Source organism: unidentified bacterial endosymbiont (assembly GCF_918797525.1).
Classification (GTDB): Bacteria; Pseudomonadota; Gammaproteobacteria; order Enterobacterales; family Enterobacteriaceae; genus Enterobacter.
In genome coordinates this window covers 4077020-4100890 of the sequence record NZ_OU963893.1, presented here as the reverse complement: position 1 = coordinate 4100890, position 23871 = coordinate 4077020, and the positions used below count along the sequence as shown (strand labels likewise).

Annotated in this window: 17 protein-coding genes and 1 riboswitch; of the genes, 3 read left to right on the top strand and 14 right to left on the bottom strand. The window is 55.9% G+C overall.

Features of this window, described 5'->3' with window-relative positions; translation table 11 throughout:
* Positions 1–3 precede the first annotated feature (3 nt).
* Genes rsmA through lptD form a run of 4 tightly spaced genes read right to left on the bottom strand, consistent with a single transcriptional unit; the run spans position 4 to position 5499 of the window.
* The gene (rsmA, locus tag NL510_RS19640) at positions 4–825 is read right to left on the bottom strand and encodes a 16S rRNA (adenine(1518)-N(6)/adenine(1519)-N(6))-dimethyltransferase RsmA (RefSeq protein WP_253379485.1); all 822 of its coding nucleotides are present in this window, start codon (positions 823–825) and stop codon (positions 4–6) included.
* Positions 822–1808 carry a 4-hydroxythreonine-4-phosphate dehydrogenase PdxA gene (gene pdxA, locus NL510_RS19635; protein ID WP_436298605.1) on the bottom strand — a complete coding sequence of 329 codons (987 nt, stop codon included), beginning with the start codon at positions 1806–1808 and terminating at the stop codon, positions 822–824. Before pdxA ends, rsmA begins: the two co-directional genes overlap by 4 nt.
* Positions 1808–3094, bottom strand: a complete 1287-nt coding sequence (gene surA, locus NL510_RS19630) for a peptidylprolyl isomerase SurA (protein WP_253379478.1) — start codon at positions 3092–3094, stop codon at positions 1808–1810. Before surA ends, pdxA begins: the two co-directional genes overlap by 1 nt.
* A 53-nt stretch (positions 3095–3147) precedes the next feature.
* Complete coding sequence (lptD, locus tag NL510_RS19625; protein ID WP_253379476.1) at positions 3148–5499, bottom strand: LPS assembly protein LptD; 2352 nt, start codon at positions 5497–5499, stop codon at positions 3148–3150.
* Positions 5500–5738: 239 nt separating this feature from the next.
* Between lptD and djlA the strand changes: the two genes are divergently transcribed.
* Positions 5739–6554, top strand: coding sequence for a co-chaperone DjlA (gene djlA, locus NL510_RS19620; RefSeq protein WP_253379474.1), 816 nt, complete (start codon positions 5739–5741; stop codon positions 6552–6554).
* 31 nt (positions 6555–6585) lie between these two features.
* Here djlA and rluA read toward each other — a convergent pair whose 3' ends face one another.
* The 6 genes from rluA to araB form a co-directional block, all read right to left on the bottom strand.
* On the bottom strand, positions 6586–7245 hold the full coding sequence (gene rluA, locus NL510_RS19615; protein ID WP_253379472.1) for a bifunctional tRNA pseudouridine(32) synthase/23S rRNA pseudouridine(746) synthase RluA: 660 nt from the start codon (positions 7243–7245) through the stop codon (positions 6586–6588).
* Positions 7246–7257: 12 nt separating this feature from the next.
* Complete coding sequence (gene rapA / locus NL510_RS19610; RefSeq protein ID WP_253379471.1) at positions 7258–10164, bottom strand: RNA polymerase-associated protein RapA; 2907 nt, start codon at positions 10162–10164, stop codon at positions 7258–7260.
* A gap of 126 nt (positions 10165–10290) precedes the next feature.
* A complete protein-coding gene (polB, locus tag NL510_RS19605; RefSeq protein ID WP_253379469.1) occupies positions 10291–12648 on the bottom strand; it encodes a DNA polymerase II in 2358 nt (785 codons plus the stop codon).
* A gap of 74 nt (positions 12649–12722) precedes the next feature.
* Positions 12723–13418, bottom strand: coding sequence for an L-ribulose-5-phosphate 4-epimerase (gene araD, locus NL510_RS19600; RefSeq protein ID WP_253379467.1), 696 nt, complete (start codon positions 13416–13418; stop codon positions 12723–12725).
* Between the two features lie 48 nt (positions 13419–13466).
* A complete protein-coding gene (gene araA / locus NL510_RS19595) occupies positions 13467–14969 on the bottom strand; it encodes an L-arabinose isomerase (RefSeq protein WP_253379464.1) in 1503 nt (500 codons plus the stop codon).
* Positions 14970–14979: 10 nt separating this feature from the next.
* Positions 14980–16689: a ribulokinase gene (gene araB / locus NL510_RS19590; RefSeq protein ID WP_253379463.1), complete on the bottom strand. Its 1710-nt coding sequence runs from the start codon at positions 16687–16689 to the stop codon at positions 14980–14982.
* A gap of 336 nt (positions 16690–17025) precedes the next feature.
* Between araB and araC the strand changes: the two genes are divergently transcribed.
* Positions 17026–17871, top strand: coding sequence for an arabinose operon transcriptional regulator AraC (gene araC / locus NL510_RS19585; RefSeq protein ID WP_253379462.1), 846 nt, complete (start codon positions 17026–17028; stop codon positions 17869–17871).
* A 118-nt stretch (positions 17872–17989) separates the two neighbouring features.
* Positions 17990–18757, top strand: coding sequence for a DedA family protein (locus NL510_RS19580; protein WP_253379461.1), 768 nt, complete (start codon positions 17990–17992; stop codon positions 18755–18757).
* On the opposite strand, the gene thiQ is transcribed toward NL510_RS19580, so the two are convergent.
* The 4 genes from thiQ to sgrR form a co-directional block, all read right to left on the bottom strand.
* Positions 18754–19449, bottom strand: a complete 696-nt coding sequence (thiQ, locus tag NL510_RS19575; protein WP_253379459.1) for a thiamine ABC transporter ATP-binding protein ThiQ — start codon at positions 19447–19449, stop codon at positions 18754–18756. The genes NL510_RS19580 and thiQ overlap by 4 nt on opposite strands.
* A complete protein-coding gene (gene thiP, locus NL510_RS19570; RefSeq protein ID WP_253379457.1) occupies positions 19433–21043 on the bottom strand; it encodes a thiamine/thiamine pyrophosphate ABC transporter permease ThiP in 1611 nt (536 codons plus the stop codon). The genes thiQ and thiP overlap by 17 nt, the downstream gene beginning before the upstream one ends.
* Positions 21019–22002 carry a thiamine ABC transporter substrate binding subunit gene (thiB, locus tag NL510_RS19565; protein WP_253379455.1) on the bottom strand — a complete coding sequence of 328 codons (984 nt, stop codon included), beginning with the start codon at positions 22000–22002 and terminating at the stop codon, positions 21019–21021. The genes thiP and thiB overlap by 25 nt, the downstream gene beginning before the upstream one ends.
* 31 nt (positions 22003–22033) lie before the next feature.
* Positions 22034–22134, bottom strand: a riboswitch (TPP riboswitch).
* A 36-nt stretch (positions 22135–22170) separates the two neighbouring features.
* Positions 22171–23826, bottom strand: coding sequence for an HTH-type transcriptional regulator SgrR (sgrR, locus tag NL510_RS19560; protein WP_253379453.1), 1656 nt, complete (start codon positions 23824–23826; stop codon positions 22171–22173).
* Positions 23827–23871 lie beyond the last annotated feature (45 nt).

Here is a 23871-nt window from a genome sequence, read left to right as displayed (position 1 = left end):
GGCTTAGCTCTCCTTCGGCGGGGCATTTTCGCTGATGTAATTAGCCAGCTTGCAGTACTGCTCGACGGAAATATTTTCCGCACGCATTGCCGGGTCGATCCCCAGCTCAGATAACACCTCAACGGTAAACGAATTGCTGAGGCTGTTACGGATAGTCTTACGTCGCTGGTTAAAGGCTTCAGTGGTAATACGGCTCAGCACGCGCAACGCTTTCACCGGGTACGGTTTCACTTTGTGTGGCACAAGGCGCACGACCGCAGAATCCACTTTTGGTGGTGGCGTAAAGGCGGTCGGTGGCACTTCAAGTACCGGGATTACGTTGCAGAAATATTGTGCCATCACGCTTAAACGACCATACGCTTTACTGTTTGGGCCTGCAACCAGACGGTTAACAACCTCTTTTTGCAACATGAAGTGCATGTCAGCAATGGCATCAGTATAGCTAAACAGGTGGAACATTAGCGGCGTAGAGATATTATAAGGCAGGTTACCGAACACGCGCAGCGGCTGGCCCAGTTTCTCTGCTAGCTCGCCAAAGTTCATGGTCATGGCATCCTGCTGATAAATGGTCAGCTTCGGCCCCAGGAACGGGTGCGTTTGCAGGCGAGCGGCGAGATCGCGGTCAAGTTCGATTACCGTCAGTTCGTCCAGGCGTTCGCCTACGGGTTCAGTCAGTGCGGCAAGACCCGGGCCGATTTCGACCATAGCCTGGCCTTTCTGCGGATTAATCGCCGACACGATGCTTTCGATCACGAACTGATCGTTGAGGAAGTTTTGCCCGAAGCGTTTGCGGGCTAAGTGGCCCTGATGGACTCGATTAGTCATTGCGTATTAACAATCATTTTGATGGCGAGATTAAGCGCCGTAATAAAACTGCCGACTTCCGCTTTCCCCTGGCCTGCCAGATCCAGCGCAGTACCGTGGTCAACGGACGTTCGAATAAAAGGTAAACCGAGAGTGATATTCACTCCGCGGCCAAAGCCCTGGTATTTTAGCACGGGCAGGCCCTGATCGTGGTACATCGCGAGCACGGCATCGGCATTATCCAGATATTTAGGCTGGAAAAGGGTATCCGCAGGCAGCGGCCCGCTTAAGTTCATCCCTTGCGCACGCATTTCCTCCAGCACCGGAATAATGGTGTCGATCTCTTCGGTTCCCATATGTCCGCCTTCACCGGCATGCGGATTCAGGCCGCAAACCAGAACGTGCGGCTGTTGAATGCCGAATTTGGTCTGCAGGTCATGATGCAGGATGCCGATAATCTCACGCAGATGTTGTGGGGTAATAGCATCGGGGACGGCCCTGATGGGCAAATGGGTCGTTACTAGCGCGACGCGCATCGCTTCCGTCGCCAGCATCATCACGACTTTCGGGCTGTGCGAGCGTTCTTCAAAGAACTCCGTATGTCCGGTAAAGGGAATACCGGCTTCGTTGATCACACCTTTGTGCACCGGGCCGGTGATCAATGCGGCAAACTCGCCGTTCAGGCAGCCGTCGCAGACACGTGCCAGCGTATCAACGACGTAGTGACCGTTTTCCGTGCTGAGCTGGCCCGGGAGCACAGGCGTACGAACAGGGATCGACAGCAGGGTGAGGGTGCCAGCCCGCTGAGGAACGGGCGGGCTGCCTTCAGTGTACGGGATGAGCATTAAAGGCAGACCGAGCAGCGTTGCCCGGTCCTGCAGCAGTGTTGCATCTGCACAGACCACCAGCTCAACTGGCCAGCTGCGCTGGGCAAGCTGAACAACGAGGTCAGGCCCAATCCCGGCGGGTTCGCCGGGCGTTATCGCAACACGATGCGCGTTCATCAGTCGCTCAGAACTTTTACGTAAGCGCTGGCGCGTTGTTCCTGCATCCAGGTCGCCGCTTCTTCAGAGAACTTACGGTTGAACAGCATGCGGTAGGCTCTGTCCTTCTGGGCCGCGTCGGTTTTATCAACGTTGCGGGTATCCAGCAGTTCGATCAGATGCCAGCCGAAGGAGGAGTGCACCGGCTCACTCATCTGGCCTTTATTTAGCTTCATCAATGCATCGCGGAATGCCGGATCGTAGATGTCTGCCGCAGCCCAGCCCAGTTCACCGCCCTGGTTTGCAGAGCCAGGATCCTGAGAGAACTCTTTTGCGGCATTGGCAAAGGTGATTCTGCCGCTCTTAATATCTGCGGCAATTTGTTGCAGCTTCGCACGCGCCTGATCGTCAGTCATGATCGGAGAGACTTTCAACAGGATATGACGAGCATGCACTTCCGTGACGGAAATGTTCTGGCTCTGACCGCGCAGATCGTTCACTTTCAGGATATGGAAGCCCACGCCTGAGCGGATGGGACCGACGATATCGCCTTTCTTCGCCGTGCTCAGCGCCTGAGCAAAGATAGACGGCAGTTCCTGAATACGTCCCCAGCCCATCTGTCCGCCTTTCAGCGCCTGCTGGTCAGCGGAATAGGTGATAGCCAGTTTGCCAAAGTCATCGCCGTTACGCGCCTGGTCAACGATAGCGCGCGCCTGGCTCTCTGCTTGCGCAGCCTGATCGGAGGTCGGGTTTTCTGGCAGTGGGATCAGGATGTGGCTCAGGTTCAGTTCAGTGCTGGCATCATTCTGGTTACCCACCTGTTTTGCCAGTGCCTCCACTTCCTGAGGCAGGATAGTGACGCGGCGGCGGACTTCGTTGTTACGCACTTCCGAAATCAGCATCTCTTTACGGATCTGATTGCGGTAGGTGGCATAGCTGATGCCATCATAGGCCAGGCGGCTACGCATCTGATCCGCGCTTATGTTGTTCTGCTTCGCGATGTTAGCGATCGCCTGATCGAGCTGCTCGTCAGAGATCTTCACACCCATTTTCTGCCCCATTTGCAGGACTATCTGATCCATGATCAGACGTTCCAGTATCTGGTGGCGCAGCGTGGCGTCGTCAGGAAGTTGTTGACCCGCTTCGCCCGAATTGAGCTTCACAGATTTCATCAAACCTTCAACGTCACTTTCAAGCACTACGCCATTGTTAACCACAGCCGCGACTTTATCGACAACCTGGGGTGCCGCGAAGCTGGTATTTGCAACCATAGCGACACCGAGCAGCAGCGTTTTCCAGTTCTTCATACTTTTTCCATTTCAATTAACCGCAGAGCGGATTACGTTGTAAATCAATCACATTACAAGGAACTACGGTACGGCAGAATGTTCGAGCGCAGCATCTGCTGCGTGCCCAGACCGTAGTTAGAACTCAGGCCGCGCAACTCGACATTAAAGCCAATCACGTTATCGTATTTGCTCTGATTGTTTTGTGAATCCCAGCCGTTAAGTTTGCGTTCATAACCGACGCGCAGCGCATAACAGCAGGAGTTATATTGCAGACCTACCATCTGGTCAGCAGGCTTGCTGGTATTGGTATCAAAGTAGTAAGCGCCTACGATTGACCAGCGGTCGGCGATTGGCCAACTTGCCGCTCCACCTACCTGCGAAATCCCGTCTTTATACTGTTCCCGGCTAGCATAGTTTGGCAGCGTAACCTGAATGTATTCCGGGCTGGCATAACGGTACGTCAACTGCAGCATACGGTTTTCATCACGACGATATTCAATAGCTGTGCTGCTCGTTGCAATATTGTCGAGACGGGTGTCGTACTGCAGGCCGCCGCGTAAACCCCAGCGATCGGTCATACGCCAGTAGGTATCACCCGCCCAAACCAGCGAACCGGTTTTGTTGTCTTTCTCCCAGTTGATGTTGTCATCACCCGTACGCGCTTCGGTGAAGTAGTAGATTTGACCCACAGAAACGTTAAAACGTTCAACGGCGGATTCATCATAAACGCGCGTAGTGACACCGGTGGTTAACTGGTTAGCGGAAGCAATACGGTCGAGACCACCATAGGTACGGTCGCGGAACAGGCCGCTGAAGTCAGACTGCAGGAAAGAGGAGTCGTAGTTCTGTATTTTGCTTTGGTCACGAAAAGGCACGTACAGATACTGCATACGTGGCTCAAGCGTTTGGGTATATCCATCCGCCAACAGGCCCATATCACGTTCGAAGATCAGCTTACCGTCCATTTTGAACTGCGGCAGTACGCGGTTCACCGACTCTTCAAGATCGGCGTTATAGCGGTTGTTATACCAGTCCAGATTCTTCTGCTGATAATGGGTTGCCATCACTTTGGCTTCGGTGTTCAGGCTGGCCCAGTTATTTGACACCGGCAGGTTGATGGTCGGCTCGAGGTGAACACGCGTGGCTTCTGGCATATTTGAATTGGTATTCACAAAATGCACTGCCTGGCCGTAAACCCGGGTGTCAAATGGACCTACATCATTTTGATACCAGTTAACATCCAGCTGCGGCTGCGCACCATAAGTGCTGGTGTTCTGGCTGCTGAACACCTGGAATTGCTTGGTTGACACCGTGGCGTTGAAGTTCTGCAGAGCATAGCCCACGCTGAATTTCTGTGTGGCGTAACCATCGTTACTGGAACCGTATTTGGAGTCAAAATCGTTGAAATAGTAAGGATCGCTGACCTTAGTGTAGTCAACGTTAAAACGCCAGACCTGATCCATTACCCCGGCATGCTGCCAGAAGAACAGCCAGCGGTGTTTATCGCTTTCGGTTGGGTAATCGTTCTGGAAGACTTTATCTGATGGCAGGTAATCAAGCTCCATCAGACCTGCGCCGGCTTTGGTCAGATAACGGAATTCGTTCTCCCACATCACGTTGCCGCGCTTGTGGATATAGTGCGGCGTGATGGTCGCGTCCATATTAGGCGCGATGTTCCAGTAATACGGCAGGTAGAACTCAAAGTAGTTCGTGGTGCTGTATTTGGCATTGGGGATCAGGAAGCCGGAACGACGTTTATCGCCCACCGGGAGCTGCAGATAAGGGCTGTAGAAGACAGGGACCGGGCCGAGTTTAAAACGAGCGTTCCAGATCTCCGCGACCTGCTCTTCACGGTCATGAATCACTTCACTCCCGACCACGCTCCAGGTGTTTGAACCCGGCAGACAGGAAGTGAAGGACCCGTTTTCAAGAATGGTGTAGCGGTTTTCACCACGCTGTTTCATCAGCTTTGCGTCACCACGCCCCTGACGACCTACCATCTGGTAATCACCTTCCCAGACGTTAGTGTCTTTAGTATTCAGATTCGACCAGGCTTTCGGACCTTTCAGGATGACCTGATTGTCGTCATAGTGCACATTACCTAGTGCATCAACGGTTCGCACCGGCTCGGCCGCGCCTTCTGGCTGTTTTTGATGCAATTGCACTTCATCGGCCTGCAGGCGACTGTTGCCTTGTCTGATATCAACGTTGCCTGTGAAGGTGGCGTTTTCTGGATAAGTGCCTTTTGAGCTATCGGCAGTAATGGTCACCGGCAAGCTATTTGCATCGCCCTCAACAAGGGGTCGGTCGAAGCTTGGGACGCCAAGCATACATTGCGAGGCGAGATCGGCTGCAAGCCCCTGTTGACTATACAGAGCGGCACCAATCAGTGTGGCCAGGAGGGTGGGGATACGTTTTTTCATACGTTGTATTTTAGTGTTCCGTCATCAGTGGCTACGGCTTACAAACGCTCAGAGACTATCTTACTCATCAGCGCAGTACCAGCGTTAATCCTGCCCGTTTGCGCGCCAGAGTGGTAGGCTCGCTATCGAATGACGGGTATGATAAAGCAAATTATAGGCGATGTCCTTCAATTGACTGTGGCTTGAACACTGTGATTATGGCGTTGCGTCGACCAGGAACATGACTATCCGGGGAGTATATGCAGTATTGGGGTAAATTAATCGGCGTTGCGTTCGCCATCATCATGGGCGGCGGGTTCTGGGGGATCGTTCTGGGACTTATTATTGGCCATATGTTCGATAAGGCGCGTAGCCGCAAAATGGCCTGGTTTGCTAACCAGCGCGAGCGTCAGTCACTCTTTTTCTCCACCACCTTTGAGGTGATGGGGCACTTAACCAAGTCAAAAGGGCGGGTGACGCAAGCCGATATTCAGATTGCCAGCGTGTTCATGGATCGCATGAATCTGCACGGTGATTCCCGCGTGGCGGCGCAAAATGCGTTCCGTATCGGTAAAGCGGATAACTATCCGCTGCGGGAAAAGATGCGCCAGTTCCGCAGCATCTGCTTCGGACGTTTTGATTTAATTCGGATGTTTCTGGAGATCCAAATTCAGGCGGCGTTCGCCGATGGTTCACTTCATCCCAACGAACGCGATGTTCTTTATGTCATTGCTGAAGAGTTAGGGATCTCCCGCCTACAGTTCGATCAGTTCCTGCGCATGATGCAGGGGGGCGCGCAGTTTGGCGGAGGCTATCAGCGGCAATCGGCTGGCGGCGGCTGGCAGCAGGCGCAGCGTGGCCCGACTCTGGAAGATGCTTGTAACGTGCTGGGTGTGAAGCCAACGGACGATGCCGCCACCATTAAGCGTGCCTATCGCAAGCAGATGAGCGAGCATCACCCGGATAAACTGGTCGCGAAAGGTTTGCCGCCAGAAATGATGGAAATGGCGAAGCAAAAAGCGCAGGAAATACAGAAAGCGTATGAGCTGATTAAAGAGCAGAAAGGATTTAAATAATTGAATGGCCCGACACCGTCGGGCCATTTTTTTAGAAATCCACCGGGGCGTTAAAGGTCATTACATTACCAAAAACCGGGTGGGTTATCGTGAGCGAACGTGCATGCAACAGTAAACGCGGCGCTAACGCCAGCGCCTCTGGCGGGGCATAGAAACGGTCGCCCAGTATCGGGTGACCCATTGCGAGCATATGCACGCGCAGTTGATGAGAGCGCCCGGTAATGGGCTTAAGCAGCACCCGTGCGGTATTATCCGGCGCGTACGCCAGCACTTCATACTCGGTTTGCGCCGCCTTACCGGTTTCGTAGCACACCTTCTGCTTCGGTCTGTTCGGCCAGTCGCAAATCAGCGGTAAATCCACCCGTCCCTCTGCCAGCGCAGGGTGACCCCAGACGCGCGCCACATACTGCTTTTTCGGTTCACGCTCGCGAAACTGACGCTTAAGCTCGCGCTCCGCTTCTTTATTCAGCGCCACCACAATCACCCCGCTGGTTGCCATATCCAGGCGATGGACAGACTCGGCCTGCGGATAGTCGCGCTGAACACGCGTCATCACGCTGTCTTTGTGCTCGTCAAGACGCCCGGGGACGGACAGCAAGCCGCCTGGCTTATTGACCACCATGATGTGCTCATCCTGATAAAGCACTGCCAGCCAGGGTTCCATGGGGGGATTGTAAGGCTCCATTACCATCTTGCGCTCCGTTTACTGATGCGTCACAACGATGAGACGCAGGGCGTCCAGACGCCAGCCGGCCTGATCCAGGCTTTCCAGCACCTGCAGACGGTTGCTTTCAATGGCGGCCAGTTCATCGTCACGGATATTCGGGTTCACCGCTTTTAACGCTTCCAGACGTGAAAGCTCGGCGGAGAGTTTCTCATCCGCTTCGCTGCGCGCGGCATCAATCAGCGCACGGGCCGCTTTATCGACCTGGGTTTCACCTAGTTGCAAAATAGCATGCACATCTTGTTGTACCGCGTTAACCAGCTTGCTGCCTGTATGGCGGTTCACGGCGCTCAACTGACGATTGAAGCTCTCAAACTCGACCTGCGCGGCCAGGTTCGTGCCGTTTTTGTCCAGCAGCAGACGCACCGGCGTTGGCGGCAGGAAGCGAGTGAGCTGAAGCTGTTTAGGGGCCTGAGCTTCCACCACGTAGATCAGTTCGACCAGCAGCGTCCCTACCGGCAGCGCTTTGTTCTTTAACAGTGAAATGGTGCTGCTGCCAGTGTCGCCTGAGAGGATCAAGTCCAGACCGTTGCGGATCAAAGGATGTTCCCAGGTAATAAATTGCGCATCTTCGCGCGACAGCGCCACGTCACGTTCAAAGGTGATGGTACAGCCGTCTTCCGGCAGGCCCGGGAAGTCCGGTACCAGCATGTGGTCGGACGGGGTCAGAACGATCATGTTCTCACCGCGATCGTCCTGGTTAATACCGACGATGTCGAACAGGTTCATGGAGAAGCTGATAAGGCTGGTATCATCATCCTGCTCTTCAATGCTCTCAGCCAGCGCCTGCGCTTTTTCGCCACCGTTGGAGTGGATCTCCAGCAGGCGGTCGCGGCCCTGTTCAAGCTGGGTTTTCAGCGCGTCGTGCTTCTCCCGGCAGGATTTGATCAGCTCATCAAATCCTTCGGTCGTTTCGGGGGCGGCCAAATAGCCAATCAAGTCATTGTGAACGTCGTCGTAAATGGTGCGGCCAGTCGGGCAGGTATGTTCAAACGCATCCAGACCTTCGTGGAACCAGCGCACCAGAACGGACTGGGCGGTTTTTTCCAGATAAGGCACGTGGATCTGAATATCATGCGCCTGGCCGATACGATCCAGACGACCGATTCGCTGTTCCAGAAGATCCGGGTTAAACGGCAGATCGAACATCACCAGGTTGCTGGCAAACTGGAAGTTACGGCCTTCAGAACCGATTTCTGAACACAGCAGAACCTGCGCACCGCTGTCTTCTTCGCCGAACCAGGCCGCGGCACGGTCACGTTCGACAATCGACATCCCTTCATGGAACACGGCGGCACGAATGCCTTCGCGCTCGCGCAGAACCTGTTCCAGCTGCAACGCTGTCGCCGCTTTGGCGCAGATCACCAGCACTTTCTGGGAACGATGCGCGGTAAGATAGCCCATCAGCCATTCTACGCGCGGGTCGAAGTTCCACCACGTGCCGGTATCACCTTCAAATTCCTGGTAAATCTGTTCCGGGTAGAGCATGTCACGGGCACGCTCTTCTGCCGTTTTCCGCGCGCCCATAATGCCGGACACTTTAATGGCCGTTTGATATTGGGTCGGCAGCGGCAGTTTGATGGTGTGAAGTTCACGTTTCGGGAAGCCTTTCACGCCGTTACGGGTGTTACGGAACAGAACGCGGCTGGTACCGTGGCGATCCATCAACATGGAGACCAGCTCCTGACGCGCAGACTCTGCATCGTCGCTTTCGCTGTTGGCGGCCTGAAGCAGCGGTTCGATATCCTGCTCGCCAATCAGATCGCTCAGGGTATTGAGTTCGGCATCGGTAAGACGTTTACCTGCCAGCAGCAGGGCGACGGCATCGGCGACCGGGCGGTAGTTTTTCTGTTCTTCAACAAACAGCCCAAAATCATGGAAACGATTGGGATCGAGCAGGCGCAGACGGGCGAAGTGGCTTTCTAGTCCAAGTTGCTCCGGCGTGGCGGTCAGCAGCAGAACGCCAGGCACGTGCTCAGCAAGCTGTTCGATAGCCATATATTCACGGCTCGGCGCATCCTGGCTCCAGACCAGGTGGTGTGCTTCATCGACGACCATAAGATCCCATTCTGCTTCGCACAGATGTTCAAGGCGCTGCTTGCTGCGGCGAACAAAGTCCAGCGAGCAGATCACCAGTTGTTCAGTTTCAAACGGATTATCGGCATCGTGCTGCGCTTCAGCATAGCGCTCGTCGTCAAACAGCGAGAAGCGCAAGTTAAAGCGGCGCAGCATCTCAACCAGCCACTGGTGCTGTAACGTTTCCGGCACCACGATCAGCACGCGCTCGGCGGCACCAGAGAGCAGCTGTTGATGCAGGATCATGCCCGCTTCGATGGTTTTACCCAACCCGACTTCGTCGGCCAGCAGGACGCGAGGCGCGTGGCGACGGCCCACGTCATGGGCGATATTGAGCTGGTGTGGGATTAGGCTGGTGCGTTGACCACGCAGGCCGCTCCACGGCATACGGTACTGTTCACTCTGGAACTTACGCGCACGGTAGCGCAGAGAAAACCGGTCCATACGATCGATTTGCCCGGCAAACAGGCGGTCCTGCGGCTTACTGAAGACCAGCTTACTGTCGAGCAGCACTTCACGCAGGATAACATTGGCCTCGTCAGTGTCCAGGCGAGTACCAATATAGGCGAGCAGTCCATTCTCTTCTTTTACGTCTTCAACCTTCATCTGCCAGCCGTCATGGCTGGTCACGGTGTCACCCGGATTGAACATCACGCGGGTAACAGGGGAGTCATTGCGAGCGTACAGGCGGTTTTCACCGGTGGCAGGGAAGAGGAGTGTCACCATGCGCGGATCGATTGCAACCACGGTTCCCAATCCAAGTTCGCTTTCTGTATCGCTGATCCAGCGTTGACCAAGTGTAAAAGGCATAGTTGTTCGGCTCTAATCTTTAATTGCAGGCAATAGTCCAACCACCGTCGTAAAACGGTCGTCGAAAAATGGGTCCGGGAATGGAAAGGGCGCTATGGTACTGGATGGCGGCGATTTCGTCACGTGTCAAAATAGGCCAAGCTGCCCTGTCACTAGTGTAGCAAAATCATCGTCGATGAAGGGCAAAATTCCATCGGCGACCGGTTGAAGCTGGCGTGTCAGGTAGTGATCGTAATCCAGAGGCGACTGTTGATAATCCACAGGTTCCGGGCCGCTGGTGGTCCACACATATTTGATACTGCCGCGATTCTGGTACTGTGGCGCACGTCCCCGACGCACGTTTTCTTCATCCGCCAGACGCGCGGCGCGCACGTGTGGCGGGACGTTGCGCTGGTATTCCGCTAGCGGGCGACGCAGGCGCTTGCGGTAGACCAGTTGGTTATCCAGCTCACCCGCCATCAGGCTGGCAATGGTCTCGCGCACGTAATCCTGATACGGCTCATTGCGAAAGATACGCAGGTAGAGCGTTTGCTGGAACTGTTGCGCCAGCGGCGTCCAGTCGGTACGCACCGTCTCCAGCCCCTTAAAGACCATCCGCTGCGTTTCGCCTTCCTGAATCATCCCAGCGTAACGCTTTTTGCTGCCCTGATCGGTACCGCGAATGGTCGGCATTAAAAAACGGCAAAAATGGGTTTCATACTCAAGTTCTAAGGCGCTGGTTAAACGCTCTTTTTGCACATTTTCCTGCCACCAGGTGTTGACGAAAGCGATCAGCGCTTTACCGATCCGTGAGGCATCGTCTTCAGAATGGGGCCCTTTCAGCCACACAAACGTGGAGTCGGTATCGCCGTAAATGACGTCATAGCCCTGGGATTCAATCAGCGCTTTGGTCTGGCGCATAATTTCATGCCCGCGCATGGTAATCGACGATGCCAGTCGGGGATCAAAAAAACGGCAGGCGCTGGTGCCCAGCACGCCATAAAAGGCATTCATGATGATTTTCAATGCCTGAGAGAGGGGCTTATTCCCCTGACGTTTGGCTTCATCGCGGCTGTGCCAGATATTACCCACAATCTCTGGCAGACAATTTTTCTCGCGCGAGAAACGTGCCCCAAGAAAACCTTCCGTACTGTGTTGTTCATCTGGCTGGGCCATACCCTCTACCAGGCCCACGGGGTCTATCAGAAACGTGCGGATAATCGACGGATACAAGCTTTTATAATCCAGTACCAGAACCGAGTCATACAGCCCCGGGCGTGAGTCCATCACATACCCGCCGGGGCTTGCCTGTGGCGGCACGTCTCCGAGGTTGGGGGCAACGTATCCGGCCCGGTGCATGCGGGGAATATAGAGATGGCTAAATGCTGCCACCGAGCCACCGTGCCTGTCGACCGCAAGACCGTTAACCGATGCGCGTTCCAGCAGAAAGGGCATGATCTCGGTTTTGTGAAAGATCTGCGTAACCAGCTCGCAATCTTTCAGGTTATAGGTGGCGAGCGCCGGTTTGTCTTCGTTAAAACGCCTGTCGATCTCGTCCATCCTGTCCCATGGGGTGTCGATGGACTTGCCTTCGCCAAGCAGCGCCTGCGCTACGGCTTCCAGGGCGAAAGAGGCGAAATTCCAGAAAGCCGATTTCAGCGCCTCGATGCCGTCAATAATCAGGCGGCCATTGGCCTGCGCGAAGAAAACGCCGTTCTTGAAACCGTGCTCGCGCCATTCCAGCTCGCTGTTACCCCGTCCCAGCATCAGTGGAATGCGGTAGCGTTCGGCGTGTTTGTGCAGTACGCGCAGGTCGAACTGCACCACGTTCCAGCCGATCACGACGTCGGGGTCGTGATCGGCAAACCATTGATTCAGTTTTTCCAGCAGCTGTGGACGGCTGTTAACGTACTCCAGATGAAAATCGAGTGCAGATGCATCGCCATTTGGCGGCCCAAGCATATAGACAACCCGTTGTCCGCAGCCTTCGAGGCCAATGCAGTAAAGCTCACCGTGCCGGGTGGTTTCGATATCTAACGACACCCATTTGAGCGGCGGGCGATAGTGCGGGTTAGGTTTCAGGCGGGCGTTGACCAACCCATTGCCTTGCGGCGTGCCGTCGACCCAGACCGGGGCGGTGATAAAGCGCTCCATCAGGAAGCGTTCCGGCGGACGGATATCGGCTTCGTAGAGCGTGACGCCCGCCTCGCGCAGCAGTTTCTCATAACGCATTAGCTGACGATGGGCGCGACAGTAAAGGCCGTAAACCGGCTGGCGATGGAAATCTTTTAGCTCAAGCGGGGTGATGCGCCAGTTATTTTCGCCGCGCAGCAACTGTTTTACCTTCTCCACATGCGTTTCGGGAATAAAGGCCACGGACTCCTGCGGCGGCAGCGTGACGTGCAACGGGCCGCCATCCGTCGCCAGCCAGAACTCAACCTCGGTGCCCTGAGGCGTATCCCGCCAGTGTCGGGTCAGTAAAAAACCTTCATGCGCTTGCGCCACGCCGTTATCCCATAAAACACAACCAGGCTTGATTATAGCCTGGTTGACGATTTTATGCTGGGTATATATACAGCTTACTGTCCGTAATAGGCCTTCGCCCCATGTTTGCGCAGGTAGTGCTTATCCAGCAGCGTTTGCTGCATATCCGGTAGCTGCGGGGCTAACTGGCGGCAGAAAATCCCCATGTAAGCGACCTCTTCCAGCACGATGGCGTTATGTACCGCATCTTCGGCATTTTTGCCCCATGCAAACGGCCCGTGCGAATGCACCAGCACGCCGGGCATCTGCGCCGCATCGATCCCCTGTTTTTCAAAGGTTTCGACGATCACGTTGCCGGTTTCCCACTCATACTCACCGTTGATCTCTGCCTCGGTCATCTGGCGGGTGCAGGGAATGGTGCCGTAGAAGTAGTCCGCATGGGTGGTGCCGGTGGCCGGAATGGACTGCCCAGCCTGCGCCCATATAGTCGCATGGCGGGAATGGGTGTGCACAATGCCGCCGAGGGTTGGAAATGACTGATAAAGCAGGCGGTGGGTGGGCGTATCGGAGGAGGGCTTTTTCTTTCCTTCCACCACTTCGCCCGTGGCAATACTGACCACCACCATATCCTCTGCGGTCATCACCGTGTAATCCACGCCGGAGGGCTTGATAACAAACACCCCCTTTTCACGGTCGACGGCGCTGACGTTGCCCCAGGTCAGGGTCACGAGGTTATGTTTAGGCAGCGCCAGGTTAGCGTCGAGCACCTGACGTTTAAGATCGTCTAACATTGTTGTCTCCCTGCCCGGTGAGCGCAGCGCCACCGGGCATTACGTACATTAACGTTTTGAACCGTAATACACTTCGTTCCAGCGCAGCGCGTCTTTAAAGGCTGGCAGGCGGGTATCGTTATCAATCACGGTGATTTCGATGTCATGTAGTTCGGCAAACTGACGCATATCGTTCAGATCCAGCGCATGGCTGAAGACCGTGTGGTGCGCGCCACCGGCGACGATCCAGGCCTCTGACGCGGTCGGCAGGTCTGGCTGTGCTTTCCACAGCGCGTTGGCGACGGGCAGTTTTGGCAGAGCGTGCGGCGTTTCTACCGCGTCGACACAGTTCACCAGCAGGCGGAAACGATCGCCAAGGTCGATAAGGCTGGCGTTAATGGCCGGGCCGGTACGGGTGTTGAAGATCAGACGTGCCGGATCGGCTTTGCCGCCAATACCGAGGTGCTGAACATCGAGGATCGGCTTTTCTTCAACCGCAATAGAAGGACACACTTCCAGCATATGCGAGCCGAGCACCAGATCGTTGCCATTTTCGAAGTGATAGGTGTAATCCTCCATAAAGGAGGTGCCGCCCTGCAGACCGGTTGACATCACCTTCATGATGCGAAGCAGAGCGGCAGTTTTCCAGTCGCCTTCGCCCGCAAAGCCGTAGCCTTGCTGCATCAGACGTTGTACCGCCAGGCCTGGCAGTTGTTTCAGCCCGTGGAGATCTTCAAAAGTGGTGGTAAAGGCGTGGAAGCCGCCCTGTTCGAGGAAACGCTTGATGCCCAGTTCAATGCGCGCGGCATCCAGCACGTTCTGGCGTTTGTCGCCGTGAATTTGTGCCGCAGCAGTCAGGCGGTAACTGCTTTCGTACTCATCGACCAGCGCGCTCACGTCGCCATCGCTGATGTCATTGACGACCTGTACCAGGTCGCCCACGGCCCAGCTGTTAACGGAGAAGCCGAATTTGATCTGTGCAGCCACTTTATCACCATCGGTGACTGCCACTTCGCGCATGTTATCGCCAAAACGCACCACTTTTAGTTGGCGGGTATCTTGTTTCGATACCGCCTGACGCATCCAGGCGCCGATGCGCTGCTGGGCATGATTATCCTGCCAGTGGCCGGTGACCACACCGTGCTGTTGACGCATACGGGCGCCAATAAAACCGAACTCGCGGCCGCCGTGCGCGGTCTGGTTCAGGTTCATAAAGTCCATATCAATGCTATCCCACGGCAGGGAGGCGTTAAACTGGGTGTGGAACTGCAGCAGCGGTTTGTTAAGGATAGCCAGGCCGTTGATCCACATTTTGGCCGGAGAGAAAGTGTGCAGCCACACCACCATCCCGGCGCATTTATCGTCATAGTTGGCGTCGCGGCAGAGGCGTGTGATTTCGTCCGGTGTCGTACCCAGTGGTTTAAGCACCAGCTTGCACGGCAGTTTGGCTTCAGCGTTCAGGGCATTAACCACGTGCTCCGCGTGTTTCGTCACCTGTTGCAGCGCTTCCGGTCCGTACAAATGCTGACTGCCAATCACAAACCACACTTCATAATTATTAAAAATGGTCATTGTAAAATCCTTAATGTGTCAGGGTTGCCGTAGTGTCCGCGGAGTGTTTCGACGGGGCAGCGACAGGGAGATAGTGAAGCTCAGCGCTTTTTGCCCATTGCAGGTAGCGCTGATAAAGCTGTTCAAAGCGTTGCGCCTGTTGAGCGCGCGGCTGAAGGGTATTTTCTACGGCACTCGCCATGCGCTGTTGCGCAGTCGGGATATCGCTATGTACGCCAGCGGCGACAGCGGCAAAAATCGCGGCCCCCAGCGCACAGCACTGATCCGAGGCCACAATCTGCAGCGGACGGTTTAATACGTCGCAGCAGGCCTGCATGATCACCGGGTTTTTACGGGCGATACCGCCCAGCGCCATCACGTTGTTGACGTCGATACCCTGTTCGGTAAAGCACTCCATAATGGCGCGGGCGCCAAACGCGGTTGCCGCAATCAGGCCGCCAAAGAGTGCTGGTGCATCAGTTGCCAGGTTGAGATCGGTGATGACCCCTTTCAGGCGCTGGTTAGCAAACGGCGTGCGGCGGCCGTTGAACCAGTCAAGCACCACCGGGAGGTGGTCGAGAGACGGATTTTTTGCCCAGGCCTCAGTGAGCTGAGGCAGAAGCTGTTTTTTGCTCTCTGCAATTTGCGCTTTCAGTTCAGGGTGCGCAGCCGCCAGCCTATCCAGCGGCCAGCCCAGCACGCGGCCAAACCAGGCGTAGATATCGCCAAACGCGGACTGGCCCGCTTCGAGGCCAATAAAGTCTGGCACGACGCTGCCGTCCACCTGGCCGCAGATACCTTTCACCGTGCGGTCGCCCACGCTGGCTTTATCTGCCGTCAGAATGTCGCAGGTAGACGTCCCAATCACTTTAACCAGCGTATTGGGCTGTGCGCCCGCGCCGACCGCGCCCATATGGCAGTCAAATGCGCCGCCGGAAATCGCCACATTCTGCGGCAGACCCAGACGCTTCGCCCACACGTCGCAGAGCGTGCCAACCGGAACATCTGCGGTGAAAGTCTCAGTAAATAGCGGATATTTCAGGTTCTTATTGATGATCGGATCGAGTTCATCAAAGAATGCCGCTGGCGGCAGGCCGCCCCAGCTTTCATGCCATAAAGACTTATGTCCGGCGCTGCAGCGCCCGCGGCGGATATCCTGCGGACGCGTGGTGCCCGAGAGCAGCGCCGGAACCCAATCGCACAGCTCAATCCACGATGCGGCAACCTGCGCGACTGCGGCATCTGCACGGGTGACGTGCAAAATTTTGGCCCAGAACCATTCGCTGGAGTAAATACCGCCAATATAGCGTGAGTAGTCCGTCTTACCCGACTGATGGCATAAACGGGTAATGGCTTCAGCTTCTTCGACGGCGGTATGATCTTTCCACAACACGAACATGGCGTTCGGGTTATCAGCAAACTCGGGGCGCAGCGCCAGCACGCGGCCTTCAGCATCCACCGGGGCGGGCGTTGAACCGGTGCTGTCGACGCCAATCCCGACGATCTCTGCTCGCTGGGCGTCAGAAAGCTCGGCGAGGACGGTTTTGATTGCCGCTTCCATCGACTCAATGTAGTCACGCGGATGGTGGCGGAACTGGTTGTTTGGCGCATCGCAGTAGCGCCCCTCTTGCCAGCGCGGATACCACTCAACGCTGGTTGCTATCTCCTGGCCAGTCTTACAATCCACTGCCAGAGCGCGAACCGAGTCGCTGCCAAAATCGAGACCAATCGCAATTGCCATGGTGTTGCTCCATCAAAAAACAGATATGAAAGAACATTAGAGACTGGGGAAAAAAATCGTCAGGCAGGATCCGCTAATCTTATGGATTAAATTGCTGTTACGTTGGAAAGTGTGACGCCGTGCAAATATTCTATGTGGACATTTCTGCCGTACTTATAGACACTTTTGTTACTGCTTATCTGCCCTCAGGGGCGGACAAAATAGGGGGAAAGGCTGAAGCCTGGCGCAAATGAATGCGGTGTCATGGTTTTTAGCGCATTTCACGAGGCATGTTTAACCCGCTTTTATCGATATGGACAATTGGTTTCCTTCTGGACCCTTGGGAGAACTGAATCTATGGCCGAAACGCAAAACGATCCCTTACTGCCTGGCTACTCGTTTAATGCCCATCTGGTGGCAGGGTTAACCCCGATTGAGTCGGAAGGGTACCTCGATTTTTACGTCGACCGACCGCTGGGGATGAAGGGCTTTATTTTGAATCTCACCGTACGCGGCGAAGGGATCGTAAAAAACGGTGATCAGCAGTTCGTCTGCCGACCCGGCGATATGCTGCTCTTTCCGCCGGGGGAGGTCCATCACTACGGGCGTCATCCGGATGCGAAAGAGTGGTATCACCAGTGGGTCTATTTCCGCCCGCGAGCCTACTGGCAGGAGTGGCTGTCGTGGCCAGCGATTTTCGCGCACACCGGTTTTTATCGTCCTGACGAGGCTCATCTGGCGCAGTTTCGCGAGCTGTTTGCGCAGATTATTGACGCGGGGCAAGCGGGAGGGCGCTACGCTGAACTGCTGGCGATTAACCTGCTTGAACAGGTGCTGTTGCGCAGGATGGAAGCGATTAACGAGTCGCTTAATCCACCGCTGGATAACCGCGTGCGCGATGCCTGTCAGTATATCAGCGATCATCTGGCCGACAGCCAGTTTGATATTGCCAGCGTCGCCCAGCATGTCTGCCTTTCCCCGTCGCGTTTATCGCATCTGTTCCGCCAGCAGCTTGGGGTGAGCGTACTGAGCTGGCGCGAGGATCAGCGTATCAGCCAGGCGAAGCTGTTGCTCAGCACCACCCGAATGCCGATTGCCACCGTGGGGCGCAACGTGGGCTTTGAAGATCAGCTCTATTTTTCCCGCGTGTTTAAGAAATGCACCGGTGCAAGCCCCAGCGAATTTCGCGCGGGATGTGAATAAACCGTAAAAATAGCGAAACAAACAGGTGAACCCTGGAAGCACCCTGTAAACTATATTGCCTTGACGCGGAGCAGGGCGCTAAGCAGAATCCCTGATTCGTTTTTTGACTGGAATAGGTATGCAGGCATTGCTGGAACATTTTATCACCCAGTCCGTTATGTATTCGCTCATCGCCGTTGCGCTGGTGGCGTTTCTGGAGTCACTGGCGCTCGTTGGACTTATTCTGCCCGGCACGGTGATGATGGCGGGGCTTGGGGCGTTGATTGGCAGCGGCGAGGTCAGTTTCTGGCAGGCGTGGATGGCCGGTATTGTTGGCTGTTTACTCGGGGACTGGGTCTCCTTCTGGCTGGGCTGGCGCTTTAAAAAGCCGCTGCATCGCTGGTCGTTTATGAAAAAGAACAAAGCGCTGCTGGATAAAACCGAGCACGCGCTGCATCAGCACAGCATGTTCACTATCCTTGTCGGCCGCTTTGTCGGGCCAACGCGTCCGCTTGTGCCGATGGTCGCCGGGATGCTGGACCTGCCTGTTACTAAATTCATGGTCCCGAACATTATCGGCTGTGTTTTCTGGCCGCCGTTTTACTTCCTGCCGGGTATCCTCGCTGGCGCGACCGTAGAGATCCCTGACGGTATGCACAGCGGTGAGTTTAAGTGGCTGCTGCTGGGAACCGCTGTGCTGTTGTGGCTGGCGGTGTGGCTCTGCTGGCGGCTGTGGCGCAGCGCAAAAGCGACTGCCGATCGCCTGACGCGCTATCTGCCCCGGGCTCGCCTGTTTTGGCTGGCGCCGGTGACGTTGGGTGTGGCGGTAGTGGCGCTGGTGGCGCTTATCCGCCACCCGCTGATGCCGGTCTACGGCGAGATTTTATTGAAGGTGGTCAGCCGTTAATGGATGCCCAGCAGGTGCGATGCGCTTGCTTTGCCGTTGATCAACGCTTCTGTTTCACCATCCCATACAATGCGTCCCTCTGCGATCACCACCGATCGCGGAGCGATGCGTGCCGCATCTTCAATGCTGTGCGATACCATTAACATCGTCAGTTGCTGACGCTGGCAGACATCCTTTACCAGCGCGAGCATCTCCTGGCGCAGTGCCGGGTCGAGTGCGGAGAAGGGTTCATCAAGCAGCAGTACCGGCTGCTCTCGCACCAGACAGCGCGCCAGCGCCACACGTTGCCGCTGCCCGCCGGAAAGCTCACCTGGCAGGCGGTCAAGTAAGGCGGTAATGCCCATCTGCCCGGCAATAAGCTCCAGCTTCTGCCGCTGTGCATCGTCCAGCTTTAACCCAGGATCCATCCCCAGGCCGATGTTTTGCCGTACGGTCAGATGGGTAAACAGATTATTTTCCTGAAACAGCATCGATACCGGACGCCTGGAGGGCGGCGTGTGGGCATGGTCGCGATTTTCGATCTGTATCGATCCGCTTGCCGGCTGCAAAAAACCGGTGATCAGATTAAGCAAGGTACTCTTTCCGGCCCCGCTGGGGCCAAGCACCGCAATCCTCTCTCCCTGACGCACGGAGAGGGTAAAGCGCATGGGCAGATGCTGGTACAGCCAGGTTACATCAATCAGTTTTATCATCGCGCCCCGGGAGTGTCTCGATAACGGTAAATAATGCAAAGCACAGCAGCAACAGCAACAATGCCGTCACTGCGCCATCCTGGCTGCGATAGGAGCCTATCTGCTGATACAGCCAGAACGGCAGCGTGCGGAAATCTTCATTGCCAAAGAGCGCAACGACGCCAAAATCGCCGATCGACAGCACGCAGGCAAAGGCCAGCGCCTGAGCCAGCGGGCGTTTCAGCGCACGCAGTTCGACGATCTTTAAGCGCTGCCAGCCCCGCATGCCGAGCGACTGGCACAGCAGGCTGTAGCGGCTGTTGACGTCGCGCATCGGGTTTTCCAGTACCTTCAGGGCGTAAGGGATCGCCATCAGGGCATTGGTGAAAATCACAATGCCGTCGGCACTTTCCGGCAGGCCAACGGTGCTGTTCAACAGTAAAAAGAATCCCGTCGCCAGCACAATCCCCGGCATTGCCAGAATCAGCATCCCCGTAAGTTCCAGCGCTTGCCCGGCTTTGCGGGCCTGACGAGCGTAAAGCTCCCGGCTGCTCCACAGCAGCATCATGGTCAGACTAACGCAGAGCAGTCCGGCTGCCAGCGCAATCCGTAGCGAAGTCCAGGTGGCTTGCCAAAGTATGGGCTGCAGCAATACGGATACAAGGTTGTGGTTCAGACCATCAACGATAACTGCTATCAATGGCGGAAGCAGAATCATAAGCGCCAGCGTAATAAGAATGACATCGCAGATGCGGCTGTGCAGGCTATCCTGCGGATCGCGCCAGCCTTTAATCTGATGGCTGCCCGGCGCAATGGTTTTGCTCAGCCGCTGGCTGAGTATCACCAGCACGAGACAGCATACCATTTGCACCAGAGCCAGCAGCGCGGCGCGACCCGGATCGTAGTCATAACTTAGCGCCTGATAGATAGCCAGCTCGATGGTCGTCGCCTGTGGGCCACCGCCGAGCGACAGCACGGTGGCAAAACTGGCGAAACAGAGCATAAAGATCAGGGCCGCCACGGGGGGAATGTGCCGACGCAGCCATGGCCACTCGACAAAACGGAAGAAGGCTCCCCCACGCATGCCCAGTTGCGCTGCAATCTGACGCTGCTCGCCGGGAATGTTCTCCAGCGCCTGCAGAAAGAGCCGTGTCGCCATCGGCATATTGAAAAAGACGTGCGCCAGCAGAATGCCCTTCAGCCCGTAGGGGGAGAAGGTCCACTCCAGTCCTAAAATCGTAAAGAGAGAGGCCAGCCAGCCCTGACGGCCATACACGCTCAGGATGCCAAACACGGCTACCAGCACCGGCAGGATCAGCGTCATTGCGCACAGGCGAAGCAGCGCCTGCCTGCCGGGAAAACGCCTGCGGTAAAGCGCTCGCGCCAGAAAAATGGCCGGGATCGCCGACAGCAGGGCAGAAAGAAACGCCTGCCAGAAGGAGAACCGAATGACGTGCCAGAGATAGCTGTCGTGCCAGAGCGCGGGCAGGCCGCTTTCAGGCGCGTTAAACCACAACGCGAGGAACGCGCCGAGGCTGACCGCCACCATCAGGAGGGCGGCGAGCAGACCGGGAATTAACCAGCCGGGGATCAGCGGCTGACGGCGCGTTGCCATTCACTTATCCAGGCGGCACGCTGCGCGGCAACCTGCTGCGGCGTAAACTCCAGCGAGGTTTGTGGTTTAGTCAGTTGCCCGAAGCCTGCCGGGAGCGCGACGTCGGTGACCGGATACATCCAGTTGCCGGTCGGGATCGCATTCTGGAATGCGGGTGAAAGCATAAATTTCAGGAACTTCTCCGCCAGTTCCGGCTGTTTGCTGGCGGCGGTGCGTGCAGCCACTTCGACCTGCAGATAGTGGCCTTCTGCGAAGTTCGCCGCGGCATAGTTGTCTTTCTTTTCGGCGATAATGTGGTAAGCCGGAGAAGTGGTATAGCTCAGGACGAGGTCACTTTCCCCTTTCAGGAACAGACCGTATGCTTCACTCCAGCCCTTGGTGACGGTCACGGTTTTAGCGGCCAGTTTCTGCCACGCTTCGGGCGCTTTATCGCCATACACTTTCTGCATCCACAGCAACAACCCAAGACCCGGCGTGCTGGTGCGCGGATCCTGGTAAATCACACGCCATTTCTGATCGCCTTCAACCAGCTCTTTCAGGCTTTTCGGCGGATTTTTCAGCCTGTTTTGGTCGTAAACAAAAGCAAAATAGCCATAATCAAACGGCACAAAGATGTCATTTGTCCAGCCGCCCGGCACGTTAACCGCCTCTGCCGCCACGCCGCTTTTGGCAAACAGTTTGGTTTGAGTGGCGGCTTCCAGCAGGTTGTTATCCAGGCCGAGCACCACGTCGGCTTTGCTGTTTTTGCCTTCCATACGCAGACGGTTAAGCAGTGAAACGCCGTCTTCCAGTGCCACGAACTTCAGCTCGCAGCCACAGTCGGCTTCAAAAGCTTGTTTAACCACCGGGCCAGGGCCCCAGTCGGCAGAGAAGGAGTCGTAGGTGTAGACCGTCAGAACGGGCTTAGCCACGGCAGGCAGCGCAAACAGCGCCAGCAGGGAAAGAACTTTTTTTAACACTTTGCACCTCAATGTTGAGTGGCAAAGGATTTTGAGCGACAGCCTCAAATCCCTTCGCCGGCGTTATCCGGATCAGGTTCGACGGGTATTATCTCAGCGCACATCAGTGATGCAGCACCCCGTTGAGAACGGCGGTATTGTAATGATTTGGTGAATATTACGAAAGTGTTATGGTTCCGGCGGGGCAAACCAGGCGGATTTAAAATCAAACCAGCCCAGCGTATTCATCCGTAAGCCGCGCATACTGCGTTGCCCCTGGATCATGAGCCAGTGGTGAATCAACGGCACGATAGCCTGTTCAGCCAGCAACTGCTGGCACCACGCGGCCAGATGCATCTCGCCTGCGCGCCATTTGGCGGCATCTTGTTGCCAGTCCCGATCGATACAGTGTTGGATCAGCGGGACTTCATACAGATGTGAAAAGAGCGAGAAATCCAGCGGCAGAGTGAAGTTAGCGCTGTTAAGCCAGATGTCGCTCACGATATCGCCGCGATGCCATTCATCATAGTCGACTTCCTGGATCTCCAGCGTCACCCCAGCCGCCGCCAGCAATTTTCCGATGATCCTGGCAATAAAGCGGTGTTCAACGTGCTCGCGATAGAAGGTCAAAGTAATGGATTCCAGCCCAGCGGGCTTTTCACTGCGCGCTGGACGGGCATGGTGCCAGCGGGGAAGCAGACCGTAGGCCGGGAACCACCAGGCCTGATACTGTACATCCGCATGGTAAATCAGGCTCGCGGGCGCCAGAATGTGGCTAATCCACTGGCGGACCTCGTGGCTGGCGCCACGCTGGCTACGGCGATCGAACAGCAGATAATAACACCCTTCCTCAAGGCGGCTTTCAACCGCTTTTTCGCCCGTCGTCGGGCCTTCCAGCGTCAGCCCGGCGCTCAGTTCTTCGTTAAGATCCGGTAACACCCAGACGTTCACCTCGTCGATCAGCGCCCGGTAGCCAAAATAGTCATCAAAGGCGCGGATCTTCAACTGGTTATTATTATTGCGGGAAACCGAGTAGGGGCCGGTGCCAATCGGCTGGCTGGCAAAATGGTTAAGTGACTCCCACTCGGCAGGGAGAATCATTGACGGCACATACCCCAGCAGCCAGGGAAGCCATTTATCCGGCTGCGCTAGCTCAATATCCAGTGTCCATGCCGTCGGGGAGTGGATGCGTGAAATGTGCGCGTAAAGCGGTAGCCTGCGCGCACGCTCAAGAGAGGCAATCACATCGACCATTTCCAGTTCACGACCGTTGTGAAAATGGATGCCAGGACGTAAAAAGAAGCGCCAGTGAAGGGGCGCGATTTGCTGCCAGTGGTGGGCAATATCCGCTTCCAGTTCCCCGTTTTCCTCATTTATTCGCGTCAGGCCGCTGAAAATCTGCCGGGCCATATGGGTTTCTGAACGCCGTAACGCCGTGCCAGGCAAAAGGTTTTTCATCGGGCGATAGTAGAGCACCCGCAGGATATGGCGGCCCTGGCGGAAACTTCGTCCAAGATGCGAGACCAGCATCTGACGCACGGCCGCCTTGTCTCCCACCAGCTGCACTAACTGGTCAATTCTGTCCTGCTCAAGCAGATCCTCTGCACGCTGTTGCTGTAACGCCAGACCGGTGTAGAGGAAGGTCAGACGTGAACGCTTACCGCGCCCGGCCTCGGCCTCCCATCTGAGCCAGCCCTGCTGCTGCATGGTGTTGAGCAAGGTACGCATATGCCGACGTGAGCAGTTGAGCAGGTCAGCCAGCTCGTTTAGCGTGGTCTCCTGCGATTGCCCCTCGCAGCATTGCCAGAGGCGGATGAATTGTTGTTGCAGACGACCAGAAGGCATAAAAGGGGAACTCCTGAAAGAAAACCAGCAATTTATTTTTCCCTA

What these genes read in the sequence shown, in the direction of transcription:
- NL510_RS19580 (WP_253379461.1), top strand. Translation starts at nt 17,990, where the DNA reads ATGCAGGCATTGCTGGAACATTTTATCACCCAGTCCGTTATGTATTCG.
- araB (WP_253379463.1), bottom strand. Translation starts at nt 16,689, where the DNA reads ATGGCAATTGCGATTGGTCTCGATTTTGGCAGCGACTCGGTTCGCGCT.
- lptD (WP_253379476.1), bottom strand. Translation starts at nt 5,499, where the DNA reads ATGAAAAAACGTATCCCCACCCTCCTGGCCACACTGATTGGTGCCGCT.
- rluA (WP_253379472.1), bottom strand. Translation starts at nt 7,245, where the DNA reads ATGGTAATGGAGCCTTACAATCCCCCCATGGAACCCTGGCTGGCAGTG.
- thiQ (WP_253379459.1), bottom strand. Translation starts at nt 19,449, where the DNA reads ATGATAAAACTGATTGATGTAACCTGGCTGTACCAGCATCTGCCCATG.
- araD (WP_253379467.1), bottom strand. Translation starts at nt 13,418, where the DNA reads ATGTTAGACGATCTTAAACGTCAGGTGCTCGACGCTAACCTGGCGCTG.
- rapA (WP_253379471.1), bottom strand. Translation starts at nt 10,164, where the DNA reads ATGCCTTTTACACTTGGTCAACGCTGGATCAGCGATACAGAAAGCGAA.
- sgrR (WP_253379453.1), bottom strand. Translation starts at nt 23,826, where the DNA reads ATGCCTTCTGGTCGTCTGCAACAACAATTCATCCGCCTCTGGCAATGC.
- araC (WP_253379462.1), top strand. Translation starts at nt 17,026, where the DNA reads ATGGCCGAAACGCAAAACGATCCCTTACTGCCTGGCTACTCGTTTAAT.
- pdxA (WP_436298605.1), bottom strand. Translation starts at nt 1,808, where the DNA reads ATGAACGCGCATCGTGTTGCGATAACGCCCGGCGAACCCGCCGGGATT.
- surA (WP_253379478.1), bottom strand. Translation starts at nt 3,094, where the DNA reads ATGAAGAACTGGAAAACGCTGCTGCTCGGTGTCGCTATGGTTGCAAAT.
- araA (WP_253379464.1), bottom strand. Translation starts at nt 14,969, where the DNA reads ATGACCATTTTTAATAATTATGAAGTGTGGTTTGTGATTGGCAGTCAG.
- rsmA (WP_253379485.1), bottom strand. Translation starts at nt 825, where the DNA reads ATGACTAATCGAGTCCATCAGGGCCACTTAGCCCGCAAACGCTTCGGG.
- thiP (WP_253379457.1), bottom strand. Translation starts at nt 21,043, where the DNA reads ATGGCAACGCGCCGTCAGCCGCTGATCCCCGGCTGGTTAATTCCCGGT.
- djlA (WP_253379474.1), top strand. Translation starts at nt 5,739, where the DNA reads ATGCAGTATTGGGGTAAATTAATCGGCGTTGCGTTCGCCATCATCATG.